General features: G+C 36.5%; 15 protein-coding genes and 1 pseudogene. 8 read left to right on the top strand and 8 right to left on the bottom strand.

From position 1 onward, the window contains the following. Positions 1 to 65 precede the first annotated feature (65 nt). From D1866_RS03400 to D1866_RS13295, 3 genes are all read left to right on the top strand, one after another. Positions 66 to 482, top strand: a complete 417-nt coding sequence (locus tag D1866_RS03400; protein ID WP_152942879.1) for a VapB-like antitoxin — start codon at positions 66 to 68, stop codon at positions 480 to 482. Next, positions 467 to 664, top strand: a complete 198-nt coding sequence (locus D1866_RS13300; RefSeq protein ID WP_231136388.1) for a hypothetical protein — start codon at positions 467 to 469, stop codon at positions 662 to 664. The genes D1866_RS03400 and D1866_RS13300 overlap by 16 nt, the downstream gene beginning before the upstream one ends. A gap of 127 nt (positions 665 to 791) precedes the next feature. Next, positions 792 to 953: a hypothetical protein gene (locus D1866_RS13295; RefSeq protein WP_231136387.1), complete on the top strand. Its 162-nt coding sequence runs from the start codon at positions 792 to 794 to the stop codon at positions 951 to 953. A 201-nt stretch (positions 954 to 1,154) separates the two neighbouring features. On the opposite strand, the gene D1866_RS03390 is transcribed toward D1866_RS13295, so the two are convergent. Both D1866_RS03390 and D1866_RS03385 read right to left on the bottom strand, forming a co-directional pair. After that, the gene (locus D1866_RS03390) at positions 1,155 to 2,444 is read right to left on the bottom strand and encodes an RNA-guided endonuclease InsQ/TnpB family protein (RefSeq protein WP_155861039.1); all 1,290 of its coding nucleotides are present in this window, start codon (positions 2,442 to 2,444) and stop codon (positions 1,155 to 1,157) included. Continuing rightward, entirely contained in the window at positions 2,422 to 3,006 is a 585-nt protein-coding gene (locus D1866_RS03385) for an IS607 family transposase (protein WP_155861038.1), read from the bottom strand. Before D1866_RS03385 ends, D1866_RS03390 begins: the two co-directional genes overlap by 23 nt. A 397-nt stretch (positions 3,007 to 3,403) precedes the next feature. Here D1866_RS03385 and D1866_RS03380 point away from each other — a divergent pair, with 397 nt between their 5' ends. After that, positions 3,404 to 4,414, top strand: coding sequence for an AAA family ATPase (locus D1866_RS03380; RefSeq protein WP_338025414.1), 1,011 nt, complete (start codon positions 3,404 to 3,406; stop codon positions 4,412 to 4,414). Here the strand turns inward: D1866_RS03380 and D1866_RS03375 are convergent, their stop codons facing one another. The 6 genes and pseudogenes from D1866_RS03375 to D1866_RS03350 all read right to left on the bottom strand — a co-directional run bounded on the left by D1866_RS03375 (position 4,415) and on the right by D1866_RS03350 (position 8,076). Further along, positions 4,415 to 4,972, bottom strand: a complete 558-nt coding sequence (locus D1866_RS03375; protein WP_152942883.1) for a carbonic anhydrase — start codon at positions 4,970 to 4,972, stop codon at positions 4,415 to 4,417. 277 nt (positions 4,973 to 5,249) lie between these two features. Further along, positions 5,250 to 5,612, bottom strand: a complete 363-nt coding sequence (locus D1866_RS03370; protein WP_152942885.1) for a DUF1634 domain-containing protein — start codon at positions 5,610 to 5,612, stop codon at positions 5,250 to 5,252. Then, positions 5,603 to 6,460, bottom strand: a complete 858-nt coding sequence (locus tag D1866_RS03365; protein WP_152942887.1) for a sulfite exporter TauE/SafE family protein — start codon at positions 6,458 to 6,460, stop codon at positions 5,603 to 5,605. The genes D1866_RS03370 and D1866_RS03365 overlap by 10 nt, the downstream gene beginning before the upstream one ends. Before the next feature lie 125 nt (positions 6,461 to 6,585). Next, positions 6,586 to 7,414: pseudogene (tatC, locus tag D1866_RS03360) on the bottom strand (twin-arginine translocase subunit TatC). Beyond that, a complete protein-coding gene (locus D1866_RS03355; RefSeq protein WP_152942889.1) occupies positions 7,398 to 7,730 on the bottom strand; it encodes a twin-arginine translocase TatA/TatE family subunit in 333 nt (110 codons plus the stop codon). Before D1866_RS03355 ends, tatC begins: the two are co-directional and overlap by 17 nt. 61 nt (positions 7,731 to 7,791) lie before the next feature. Beyond that, positions 7,792 to 8,076 (bottom strand): twin-arginine translocase TatA/TatE family subunit, encoded by a 285-nt coding sequence (locus tag D1866_RS03350; protein ID WP_152942891.1) that lies wholly within the window; start codon positions 8,074 to 8,076, stop codon positions 7,792 to 7,794. Between the two features lie 231 nt (positions 8,077 to 8,307). On the opposite strand from D1866_RS03350, the gene D1866_RS03345 reads away from it, so the two are divergent. The 4 genes from D1866_RS03345 (at position 8,308) to soxL2 (ending at position 12,247) form a co-directional block, all read left to right on the top strand. Continuing rightward, the gene (locus D1866_RS03345) at positions 8,308 to 8,811 is read left to right on the top strand and encodes a hypothetical protein (protein ID WP_152942893.1); all 504 of its coding nucleotides are present in this window, start codon (positions 8,308 to 8,310) and stop codon (positions 8,809 to 8,811) included. Positions 8,812 to 8,950: 139 nt separating this feature from the next. Then, positions 8,951 to 10,303, top strand: coding sequence for a cytochrome b558/566 subunit A (gene cbsA, locus D1866_RS03340; protein ID WP_152942897.1), 1,353 nt, complete (start codon positions 8,951 to 8,953; stop codon positions 10,301 to 10,303). Between the two features lie 6 nt (positions 10,304 to 10,309). Then, positions 10,310 to 11,245: a cytochrome b558/566 subunit B gene (gene cbsB, locus D1866_RS03335; protein ID WP_152942900.1), complete on the top strand. Its 936-nt coding sequence runs from the start codon at positions 10,310 to 10,312 to the stop codon at positions 11,243 to 11,245. A 24-nt stretch (positions 11,246 to 11,269) separates the two neighbouring features. Further along, positions 11,270 to 12,247 carry a Rieske iron-sulfur protein SoxL2 gene (soxL2, locus tag D1866_RS03330; protein ID WP_152942902.1) on the top strand — a complete coding sequence of 326 codons (978 nt, stop codon included), beginning with the start codon at positions 11,270 to 11,272 and terminating at the stop codon, positions 12,245 to 12,247. The last annotated feature ends 5 nt before the right edge of the window (positions 12,248 to 12,252 follow it).

The following is a 12,252-nucleotide window of genomic DNA, read 5'->3' as shown; positions in this document are numbered from 1 at the left end:
GAACATATTCATCAATAGTAACGCTTAGCTATACACTTTAAATACTATTCTTACGATTTTATCTTATGAGGCTCGCAATTAATTATATAGTGAAAGGAACTAGTTATAGAGTTGTTATTAATGCAGAAAAGCTCAAAGTTTACGAGGAATTAGATAATGTACTAAAAGAAATCTGTGAAAAATTCAATGGTGAGGTGGAGGAGTATAGCGTAAGTAAAATTGTGGAAGAACTTCCCTTGGGCAAGATTGTAATGCCAATAGCTACAAATTTAACTTTACATTCATCTGACATAAAGTTTTCTGACGACGATAATTTAAATTTTATAATAAAGACGCTACTAGGTACTACAATAGGATTAGTTGCAGGCCACTTAATAGATTCCTTTATCTCAAGAGAGGAAAAAGTAATAGATATAAAAAATCCTTGTGAAAGGAAGGAGCCTAGCATATTTCAAGCAATAACTGAATGGAAAGAGCAATAATGATAATCCTAGATACATCATTTCTTAATAAGAACGACACAAACCATAACAAAGCTGTAGAGCTAATGTATAAAATTATTTCTAGGAAATTTGGAAAGCCAATAATCTTCGAATATGTAATTGACGAATTATTTACTTTAATGATTAATAAGCAACCCTTTAACTATATAGAAAGTTATTGATTTAATCTTACAAGACGTTGAAAAGAATATCTTTCGGATAATTACTTTAACTGATCGAGAAAATTCCCTTTATGATATTATTAGATTATTTAAAAAAATAAATGAAGATCCAAATAGGAAAAAGAAATTGAGTTTTACTGACTGCGCTATATTATTTGTGATGATTCAAAATGATATTTTTTATCTAGCTAGTTTTGACTCCGGTTTTGATGGTATATTGGAGAAAATTGAAGACGGAATTTACGCACTATCTAGCGATAAAATACTAAATCTAAAGAAAATATTATAGAGAGATAGTCGTTATCCGGATTTAACCGTTGTGTATAAAATTATTAAATTTCCGAGACTCTCCTTTAGGCTAAACATAGTCCTATGAAGTCCACGGTTGTCCTTACGACTCTTTTCAACTCGTGTAAGCTTTATTGAGAAATAAAATGATTATTCATTCTCATAAAGGAGGTTGTAAGGACTAGTTGAAGGGGTTTGGGCTTCATTGAATTTTCATGAAATCGTATCTAATTCTCAGCCCTTGGGCTTCAACAGAGTCACGGGGAAACCCGTTACCCCTCCGCCCCTTTAGCGGGATAACCCCAACCCACACCCGCGGAATATCACGGATGTGGGGAAACCCGCACATCTTGAGGTAGATGTTGAGAGATGCGTTCAATTGTCTATCTAAGGTGAACCCACACCTCTCGCAATGAAAAGTCCTGCCAACCTTTCGGGAAACCCATCCACATCTGGGGCAGGACTTAGAAGTGAGGCGTGGGTTAACCTCCTTCAAGAAGGAACCATAAAGAGGAGCCTTGTACTTTAGCACACGGTGAATTGACCTCCACACAGTCTTAGAAATCTTCTTGGACAGTTTGTCGCTAGTATCCCTAAACATCTCTTGCTTATTCAACTTCTCAACAGCAATCAGAGTGAGAGGATACATTTCAAGCAACTTATTCACAAACTTGTGAATATAATCCAGTACACGGTTTTTCTCTCTATGAGAATATTTTCTCAACAACTCCTTCCCCTTCCTACCGTGCTTTGAAGCAAAAGACTGTATTCTACCCCTCTTCAACTCCATACCGTACTTCATACTGTATAACTCCTTCATTGAGAAAGTAACGAACTTCTCACCATCGTATGCGTCTAGAGTATAGAGGTTACTATCAATAGAGAGAAAGTCAAGGGGAGTAAACCAAGGTAATCTGTAACGAAATGGCAGGTACACCTTATCCTCCTTTATCACGGGCTCACCTAGTTCTAGCCCCTTAACCCTTCGTGAAAACCAAGTGTGAGACCAAGAGAATGTGACGTATTCGTAAGGTCTTACAGTAATCCTAACCTCTTCGCCCTCAACCTTTCTGAGCGTTGATTTTACCCTAACGTAAACCTTCCTCAGTGTTGGTTTACTCAGTGACGCTTGTCCCTTCTCAGCCCTCCTCTTCCAACTTTCCAGTATTGAGTAAGCGTCATTAATTGCCTTATCAACGTAGTGGGAAGCTAACTTGTTGACCTTCTCTAACTCGTCTCTTAACACCTTGTATACTTGCTTTTTCTTAGGCAATGTTATTTTAACCTTCGTGAGTACTTTCTTACTCTTCTTCACTTCTTTTCTCTCCATCTTAGTTCTATCCCACAGCCAGTCTAAAGCTCTCTGCAATAGGACTCTGTAGTTCTCTAATAATATCTTGCTTTCTTCCTTCTTATCATTCTCCAAGGAGTAAGTTAGGTAAATGTACTCCTCTTCTGGTTGGAGTGATTTAATTCTTAAGTTCTTCGACACACTTTTTCACCTTTTCGTATTTTTGACTCCTCATTCCGTAGAGTTTCCCGCTAAAGGAGACTAGGATTGAGATTAGGTCTTCTACTAGCTCTTGTTCTGGTGTTTTGTCTTCCATATTAAGAACTACTATTTCGCAATTATGTGCTTTGCACACTTCCTCTATTATCTCGAAACCAAACCTTGTCAGTGTTTCTGGGTAAGCCACAACGACCTTTGACACCTCGTTGTTTAGTATCATTCTTAACAACTTGAGGAATCCTTTTCTCTTCATGTTTAACCCAGAACCTACGTCTGTTATTACTTGGTCGTATTCTTTGACGTTCTCCACTAGGTATTTTACTTGGTTCACCAGGTCGTCTTTTTGTGCGTTTGATGACACTCTCGCGTAAAGGATCACTTTCCTCTTTCTAACAATCCCCATCAGTTTTTCTACATCCTCTTCCCTAAACCTCCACTTTCCGCTCTGTAGTATTACTGGTTTGATGTAACCCTTCTTTACGTAGCTCTGTAAAGTGCGGTATGATATTCCTAAGCGTTGGCAGACTTCCTTAGGTTTTAGCATTGTAATTAGTTTTACATACAAAGTATATAAACTTCACGGTTTATTGGAAACTGTTGGCAACGGCATACCAAAAATAAACAAGAATTACCTAAAGATGGCTCCGAACTTGTAAAAAAGCTCATGAAAGATATGAAGAGTACTTAAAAGAATAGCTACTCAACTCAAGTTCCTGAAGCTTATAACTTACCAATTTTTGAAAGATAATCATTCAACGTCTCGTAAAAATGAATAACAACGTCTTAACCCAAATATAAAAGAATAAATTTGCTGGTACCAGCAAAATGTGGTTTACCTATGGCCCACCAACTGAAAATCCCTATGGACGAGATGAGGAAATTTCAACTTTAATTAAACTCATGAAGGGGGACAGCCAGTAAGCCTAGTTGGGCCTAGAAGGATAGGTAAAACTTCAATACTTCTAGCCTCACTTAAAAAGTCAAATTTACCTTACGTCCTTATTTCGGCAGAGGATTTCCTAAAGGGAGAGAAGGGATTTAACTTTACCGAGTTCTTATCAGCATATATTAGTAAGGTAATTCTATCCTTGTACCCTTTCTCCGGTCATGCCTTCAAGCTCGAAGAGAAGGTTAAAAGATACTTAAGACTGCTTAGGGACTTATTGGGAGCTGTTAAAATATCTCTCAACATACCAGAAGTTTCAGGATTAATAGAAGTAGTCTTAGATAAAGGGGAGAAGGGAAAAGATCTTTCGGAAGAGTTTTCCAAGGCCCTAGAACTTCCTGAGCTCTTGGCTGAAAAGTTTAACACAAGAATTGTAATTACGATAGATGAATTTCAGTATCTAAACTTTGCAAAGCAAGCAGTTCCGGAAATCTTTCACTTAATGAGGAGTAAGCGGCAGTTTCAGAAAAGGGTATCTTACGTAATATCCTGTTCAGCAGTAGGAATGTTAAAAGAGATAATGAGTTCTAAAAATCAGCCATTTTACCAATATTTTTACAGCATCAGAGTTAATCCTTTCAACAGGGAAACCTCGAAGGAGTTCTTAAGAAAGGGATTTGAGATGGACGGAGTAAAGATAAATGAAGAAGATATAGAAAAAATTGTTGAATACGTGGACGGATTTCCTGCTTGGCTGAATTTAGTCGGAATAAAGGTTGAGCTTGAAGGCAATGTGAAGAAAGTCCTCTCTTCTTTACCTTTTGACGATAACGTTATTTCGGCAATAGAAGGAGATCTTAATAAGCTATCTCCAACAGCAAGAAGTGTGTTACGAAAGTTAGCAAAACTAGGAGGAACTGGTTCTCCTAAAGACCTTGGCGAGAACGAATGGAGCGTGCAAAGAGGATTAAAACAGCTAATTAGATATGGCTATGTTGAAAGAGAAGAAAGAGGTGTCTATAAAATAATTGACCCCATGGTGACTCATTATCTTAGCGTGAGATGATTAGCCTAGCTCGCTCTTCTCTAGCTTTAATCCTAAACTTTCTGCAATCTTTATGTCTGCAGTGACGTCTTCTTTACTAAATGCTTGGATAACGTAAGAGCCTATAATTTCTTCGTTATATCTTGCCTGGGGCTTTAGTAAATAGTACTTAGTCTTTTTCTGAGGAATCTTTATTTTATTTACGTCTATTAATTCCGTGGTTATTTTAGCGTTTGGAAAGATTTCCTTTAGCATTTTCTCTCCAATTTCTGCATTTAATTTTTCAAGCTCTTGAATCGAGGAGAACTCCTTACCTCTGAACTGTGATACGAGTTTCTCTTCGATTTCTTTGTCTACGTCCTTTCCATCCTTTATTGCGGAGTTAACTAACTTCATTGCTGCGCAGTCTGTATGAGGTAAAAAGATTACTTCGTCTACATTTATTCCCTTGAGTCTGTCTTTTAACTCGTAAATGTTTGCTCCTGCGTTCCTTATTACAATATCGTTTTCGCTTTTTACTCTATTCATAACTTCTTGACTTAGCCTATAATCCATACAAGATATGATTAAACGAACCATATAAAAAAGAAGGAAAAGAGGTTTATATTTTTTAAATTAAATAAACTTTCTTTCCATTATCTCGGCTAACTGTTGCAAAGGTATGTAAAAACTAGGTAGGCTTGTTCTTCACTCTAAGTATTGTCTCAAGAAGTTCATTTTTAGTATTCTAGAAGTTCGTAATGTGAGTTCGCCAAATCAAATAATAATCATGTACCGGCTCCTTATTTGCTATACCATAAACTTCAGTTATTACAAGTATAACATTAAGTAGAAGAAGTAAAAATAGAACTATATCCTATATTATAAGTGGGAGAATAAATATTGCTAACAATAAGTTAAATAATACTATTAACGTTATAATTACATATATTACATTCCTCTGCATAGCGAACTGTATTATTCCTAGAACTACCCTGACCACTGGTGTTGCTATTAACACCATTAAACCTAGAAGTATGAAATCAACCCCGTTACCTTTCCTAATTCCCCTAAATACTTCCTCAGGCTTAACTACTGACGTATTAAACCTTGAATTTGGTGACGTAAGTTCAGAAAACTGTGGAGTTGTAGATAGTAAAATAAAGCCTATTATTATCAGCGAAATGCTAATTAATACACCTATCCTAAGAGCGTATCCAATTACGTCGTTCATGTCCATAATGATACACCCCTAATAATCATCTCTATCCCTAAAAATATCAATATTATGATAAAAATTAGCCTAAGCCTAGTATTTCTGGTCTTTACTAAAACTTTTGTGCCAAGATATGAACCAATAATAACGCCGACTGCTGTTATGCCTGCTAAAGCTGGCTCAATATATCCAAACAACCAATATAATGAACTGCTGGTGGCCGCAGTTACTCCTATCATGAAATTACTCGTGGTAGTGCTCACCTTCAACGGTAGGTTCATTGCCCAATCCATTCCTATTACCTTCAACGCTCCACTACCTATTCCCAGTAAACCGGAAATTAATCCTGCAAAGAACATTACTATTTCCCCTAACCACCATCTAACTCCATAATATTTTACCTCCTGTCTTAATGCGGCGTCGTAATATTCACCGTAAAGTTGAAAGATCTTAGTAGTCCAGTCTGGTTTCATTGGCTTTGGTAATTCAAGAGAACTTTTCTCTATCTGAGGATAAACAGAAGATAAAATCACTACGCCAAAGACGATGAAGAGAATAAAGACTAAGTGGTGTTCATAAATCCAGTGAGCAAGCAAAGAACCTATTATTGCACCTCCAGTAGTTGCTATTTCTAAAGACATTCCTATCCTCACGTTTGTAATTCTATCCTTTATGTAAGCACTAGCCGTACCGCTAGACGTTGCAATAGTGGATATTAAACTGGCACCAGTAGCATAAGCCATAGGTATTCCTAGGAAAAGTGTATAAATCGGCACTAGAACTGTAGCCCCGCCCAATCCGGTCAAAGACCCTAAAAATCCTGCAATAATACTAGAGATAAGTAATAAAATTAAAAATTCTACTTCCATCATATGTAGAAGATTTTCCTCATATTTTATAAAATTAAAGATTTAGAAAGTATATTTTTATCATTCTCCTTGTTAAAATTGGAATCAAAACATAAAAAGACGTAAATTCCAACGGAATACAAGAAGGGTTAAATTTTCGTATTTCTTAATGATCTTTTTTCTATTATTTTTGCTGAGGCTACTCCTACGAAATATAATACTGAGAGTATAACTCCTATTGTAGTCTCAATTACTCCTCCTGTTGTTCCGGGAGAAATAATCCAGGCTATGATAAAAGCTCCCATCACTCCCCATCTCCAATTCTTCTTCCAGCTATCAGCCTTAACCATTCCGACGTAAGTTAGTATCGACATCGCTAGTGGGTACTCGAAGGCTATTCCGGTAACCATCATAAGGGAAACTACAGTTGAGACGAAGGCTCTTAAACTAAGCGTCGGCTCAACGCCCAAGGCTGTGGTATATAAAACTACGAACTTCATCATCAAAGGAACTATTATAAAATAAGCAAAAAGAGAACCAGCAGCAAAAAGTAAAATTTCTGGAGTAATAGTATATTTTATCAACCTCTTTTCATGCTCATATAAGCCTGGTGAAACAAAACCCCAGAATTCTTTAAGGAAAATCGGTAAGGATATGAATATTGACATATAAAAAGAAACATAAGCCGAAGCATAAAGCGGATCGAAAGGGTTTAAGTTTAGCAACATAAGCTGAGACGGAAGTTCATGATGAATTAAAAAATAACATCAGCGCGTCTGAAAAACTATGAAACAAATTTGGATAAATTATGGGAACAACATGACCGGAAACTGAGATTGTAGTGTATCCAAAAGCGAAGAATATTACAAATGCTACAAAGAGAGTAATAAAAGCTCTCCTTAACCTAACAGCTAACTCTGCCAAATGAGAGAGCAGAGGTCTTTCTTCATCTCTTTGTAGTTCAGTTCTTTCTGTCACCATTCTTCAACCTCTCTAACTCACTTTGCAGTCTCTTTATTTCCTCCTCAAGTTGTTTAATCTTATAATCCTGAGTAGGTTGATGATAAGGTCTAATAATTGGCTTATCTGACAAATCTTTCTTAATAGAATTGGTAACTTCACCGGTTTCTCTTAATTCTCTCCTTAGTTCTTCTTTAAATTCATTTTGACGCCTTCTCATTTCTTCTAGAGTTTTACCTAAATTTCTCACTGTACCAGCAACGTCCTTCTGTCCTGCCAATAAGAGTATAGCTATAAGTATTATAATTGCCGTATCTGATATGTTACCTAACATTTAACTCACCATATTAACAAAATAAAAATTAATTTAAACTAAAATTAAAACAATTTCTTTATTATTGTTGTTGCTGTTTTTGACTCTTCAACTGCTCCAATTGTTTTTGCAACTCTTGAATCTGCCTCTCTAACTCTGCAGCCTTATCAGCTTGATTCTGAACTTGTGGTTGATTTTGCTGCTGCATCTGCTGCATCTCCAATTCAGCCTCAAGCCTACCCTTCTTAAACTCACCAACAGCCTTACCCATAGACCTAAACAACTCAGGGATCTTACTAGTACCAAAAAATAGCACAAGGGCAACAATTATTATTATTGCTATATCACTAGGTTGTAACGCAAACATCTTCTCGCCTTAAAATATAACTTTTCATCGTAGTTTATAAATTTTGCCTAAATTAAGTATCATAACTCTCTTATTTTAAGTATATAGTGCTAAAAGGTTTGATTGCCTAAATAAGGTAAAAAATTTATAAAAATAATAGCCTATTTGAAAATTAACAGAGTTAATTTGCTATATATATCTGTAATGAAGGATGGTTTTTTAGGTTAAAATTCTATAAATAATTGATTAATTATGTGCGATTTAAAAACTGGAAAGGTTGAGAGACCAATCCTCGATGACAAGGTAGTGCTCTTAAGGAAAGAGCTCTTCGAAAAGCTTGCAGATGAAAAGTTCTTGTACGTTTTATCTACACATGATAAAGGGAATTTAAGTAAAAGCTATTTTTACTTTATTGTTGATAAATTAAGAGAAGCTGGCCTATTGATGGAGAACGCTATATCCTTTAGTGCAGTATTACCCTTCAAGGCCAGCAATGAAGGAATTTGGTTTACTGATGGCCTTCTTTACAGAAAAGATAAGGAATTATTTTATATTAATATGGAATCAGATAAACTAACGTGTAGTTCTTGTCCAATCTTTTCTCGATGTATTTACGCTATAAAGACAATAGCCAAAGAACGCGACATACCTTTAATTAAGGAAAACCCTAGGGAAGAGTGGAAGTTAATAATAGATTCTTTGAAAAAGGAATTTGGAGAGAAAGTTGCATCTTTAAAGATATTATCTTTTAAATAATTTTAATCATTATTTTGAATATTTTTATATTGTGTTTTTTATAAAAATTATAATAACTTTAAACTATCTCATCAAAATAATCAGTCCAACGTTTTATCCTTATTACGTAGAAGAACGCTTTTCATCATGTGAATTTAAAATGAGGAAAAAGATCCCCTTGTTAATAGCTCTTGTTGCAATGTTATTTTCGATAATGTTAGCTTTTGAAAATGTACCTCTGGCTCAAAGCTTTCCAACAATAGTAGCATATAAAGTAGTAGGCTCTGCTAATCTTGCAAATCCAGGAAGCTGCAGTTTTTGGAACGATATACCCTGGGTTAATTTGTCATTAACTGCAAATATTCCAAATGCTCCTACCTCAGGTTTAACACACTATATACTTGTTAAAGCAGCTTGGAACGGAAGCGATATTTTCGTCCTAGTCAAATGGCCGGCTCCAAATCCTGCGTTCGGAGCTTGGTCCGCAGCAGCCGGTGCATTATATCCATCTGCTACTGGACCGGGTTTATTTAGAATAATTGAATTGATGCCCGGAGCTACTTATAAGTTGTTAACAAACTGTACCGGCTATGTTTCAATAGTTAATGGTAAAAGTGAGAGCGGAAGGTTAGCTTTCTCTTACAAAGGAGTAACAGTTTTAGCTCCGAACGACACTCAAATTCAAGTATTATCTAATGGAATAATACTATTCTATCATTCACTTAGACCTATGGAGTATATCCTTTATTGCAATGGTTTATTCTACGGTTATTATACTAACTCCACTTGGTACTATCCCGACAGAGTAGCAATGATGTGGTATATGGGAACTGGAACGCCTACTATGGATGGCATGAATATAGGAGGTAAATATCCAGGCCAAGTTTATGATGGATATAACTTATCAGTTGCTGGCGGATCTTTCAAGATGCCTGGCGGAGCAGCAAATATATGGATGTGGGTATCCGGAGCAACTTGGAACAACGCAACTTACGATCCGGCATTCAAAGTTCACTTATGGGCTAACGAATCATTAACTGGATTGCCTTATACAGACCCAGATTGTGGAGGATTTGCTGTCCCACTTTATACTAATAATACTAACATGTATGAGGTGGATTGTACAGGAATTTGGTATACTCCGGTACAAAGCAGCGGACTTAACGGCTCTTTATTCATGATAAGAACCGGCGCAAAGTGGTGTAACGGGTACTGGACAGTAGAATACGTTAGATCACTAACTGTGCCATCTAATATAGCAAAATATGAACCTCAGATAACTCTTAATACCACTTACTATGTAGCTTTTGCAGTATGGCAGGGAAGAGAAGGAGAGACGTTACTTGATAAGTCAATAGTAACCCCATTCGTAACCTTGTCACTATCCACAGCATCTCATCCAACACCACCTCCACCACTCGTAATAAGTCCCACACTAATGACAGTGACAGTAGTTGGAGTAGTGGTAGCAGTTGTTGCTTTAGCAATAATATGGATTGTGTATAGAAAGTGATGTATCTTGAGCTACATTAAAATATTTTCAATTTTTTTGGCAATATCCTCTTCTTTAGCCTTCCTTTTTGAGTTTATTTTCCCCATTTCTTACCTCCCTATTACTTTCCCTTATGAAGGGCTATTGAGTTATCTAGGTACTGCAGGGCTTTACATGGAAGTAGTATTCTTAGGTCTTGTAGCAATAGTTATGTCTAATAAGGTAAGGTCTTTATTACCTTTAGGAATAGCGCTCTTGGTATCTCCTTCTTTAAACTTAATTCATAATTATTCTCTCTCCCCTTATTGGTCCTTCGTAGAAATAGTGCTAGCATTGCTCGGTATTGCGTCACTTATAGAGGTTACAATAAAATCTAATAGAAGGTCACTCCTATTTCTGCCAACGCTTATAATGGTAATGATTACAACTTATGCAGGGACTGACACAGTCTTTTTGCACGGAGATTTAGCAATATGTTACTCGTTTGTCTTTATATCTTCATTACTAGGAGTAATTATTTACGCCATAATCTACAATAAGATAATATCAAAAAGGGCAATGATGTCTTATATAGCTGCAATTCCAGGCTTATTCGTGTTCCTTCCATTATACTTTCTAGTAGTTAATAATAGGTTCTTGGAAATAATAATGAACATGGTTATCCCTTCGGCTTTTGGGATAGTGCTTTATAATCCTTACAATTTACCAATACTCCTTCTTGCACTAAGTGTATCAATCTATACAATTCTCCTACTAGCAATTAAGGGCAATGGATATGCAGGGTTAGGATACTTTATAATAATAACTACCGCATTTCAAGCAATAACTGGATTTCACTTATTACTTTATTTGCTAGCACCTTTCATAGGATTTTCTATCCTAAATTATAGAGAAATTGGTAACGAAAGAACTATTATGGACGATTTAAAGAAATTAGTCCAACGTTTAAGCCTTAATACTTAAGATACGAATTTTTTGTTGACCATAATGATAAAGTTTAAACTAAACAAAGACGAGAAACCCATCCTTTCTCCCAGTGACTTTTACTTCATAAACAAACTCTTAGCTAAAATGAGGAATCCAAAAACAAAGTTCGACTCCAGAGAATTCGTCAAGAAGGGAGACGACTATTTATTTAACTACGTAGATAAAAACTTAGGAGGAATCGATGAAGGAAGAAGGAGATTCCTTAAAGGCTTGGTAATAGGAATAGGAGCAGCTGCAGTTGTAGGTTTGATTCCGGGACTTAGAGTTTTGCAACCGCCGGAAGTTGCAGCAATAAGCGGTTTTCCAAAGTCCCTATTAGTTGATTCTTCAGGATCTCCAATTTTAGCTTCTAAGATACCAGTTAATAGCCCAATAATCACAATTTACGAATATCCGTTAACCGGAGAACCTAACTTCTTGCTTAACCTAGGAGATTCTTCTGGGAAACCTGTTAAATTGTCTCCAGCTACGGTGGTAGTACCTCAAACTGGAGATAAATATACTTGGCCAGGAGGAGTAGGACCTTACGGTTCAATAGTCTCTTATAGTGCAATATGCCAGCACCTAGGTTGCCAACCACCATATATACACTTCTATCCTCCTAATCACGTTAATTCTGCACAAGAATCTGCACCAGAGCCAGATACATTAACTCCGCAAGCAGTGGCAGCGGCACAAAGCAATCATGTGCCTGCCATATTCCATTGCGACTGTCACGGTTCTACTTATGATCCTTATCACGGTGCTGCAGTACTAACTGGGCCGACCGTGAGGCCTCTTCCTGCAACGATCTTAGAATGGGACAGTTCTACTGATTACTTATATGCAGTAGGCAGTATTGGAGTGGGAGTATATCCTACGGGATCTAATGGAGTACCTTCCAAAGATCCTAAGAGCGACTTAGGATCGAGCTTTGGATCTTCTGTAGGAACCAAGACTGTAGTAAAAGAAACCGAGAACCCATTTAGTAGCAGTTAGGTGAG

Source organism: Acidianus ambivalens, from assembly GCF_009729015.1.
GTDB lineage: Archaea > Thermoproteota > Thermoprotei_A > Sulfolobales > Sulfolobaceae > Acidianus > Acidianus ambivalens.
The sequence above is the reverse complement of the archived record's forward strand: the minus strand, read 5'-3'. Positions and strand labels throughout refer to the sequence as shown.

Coding starts and splice junctions, on each gene's coding strand:
- D1866_RS03400 (WP_152942879.1), top strand. CDS start 66: ATGAGGCTCGCAATTAATTATATAGTGAAAGGAACTAGTTATAGAGTT.
- D1866_RS13300 (WP_231136388.1), top strand. CDS start 467: ATGGAAAGAGCAATAATGATAATCCTAGATACATCATTTCTTAATAAG.
- D1866_RS03385 (WP_155861038.1), bottom strand. CDS start 3,006: ATGCTAAAACCTAAGGAAGTCTGCCAACGCTTAGGAATATCATACCGC.
- D1866_RS03375 (WP_152942883.1), bottom strand. CDS start 4,972: ATGGTTCGTTTAATCATATCTTGTATGGATTATAGGCTAAGTCAAGAA.
- D1866_RS03370 (WP_152942885.1), bottom strand. CDS start 5,612: ATGGACATGAACGACGTAATTGGATACGCTCTTAGGATAGGTGTATTA.
- D1866_RS03365 (WP_152942887.1), bottom strand. CDS start 6,460: ATGATGGAAGTAGAATTTTTAATTTTATTACTTATCTCTAGTATTATT.
- D1866_RS03355 (WP_152942889.1), bottom strand. CDS start 7,730: ATGTTAGGTAACATATCAGATACGGCAATTATAATACTTATAGCTATA.
- D1866_RS03350 (WP_152942891.1), bottom strand. CDS start 8,076: ATGTTTGCGTTACAACCTAGTGATATAGCAATAATAATAATTGTTGCC.
- D1866_RS03345 (WP_152942893.1), top strand. CDS start 8,308: ATGTGCGATTTAAAAACTGGAAAGGTTGAGAGACCAATCCTCGATGAC.
- cbsA (WP_152942897.1), top strand. CDS start 8,951: ATGAGGAAAAAGATCCCCTTGTTAATAGCTCTTGTTGCAATGTTATTT.
- soxL2 (WP_152942902.1), top strand. CDS start 11,270: ATGATAAAGTTTAAACTAAACAAAGACGAGAAACCCATCCTTTCTCCC.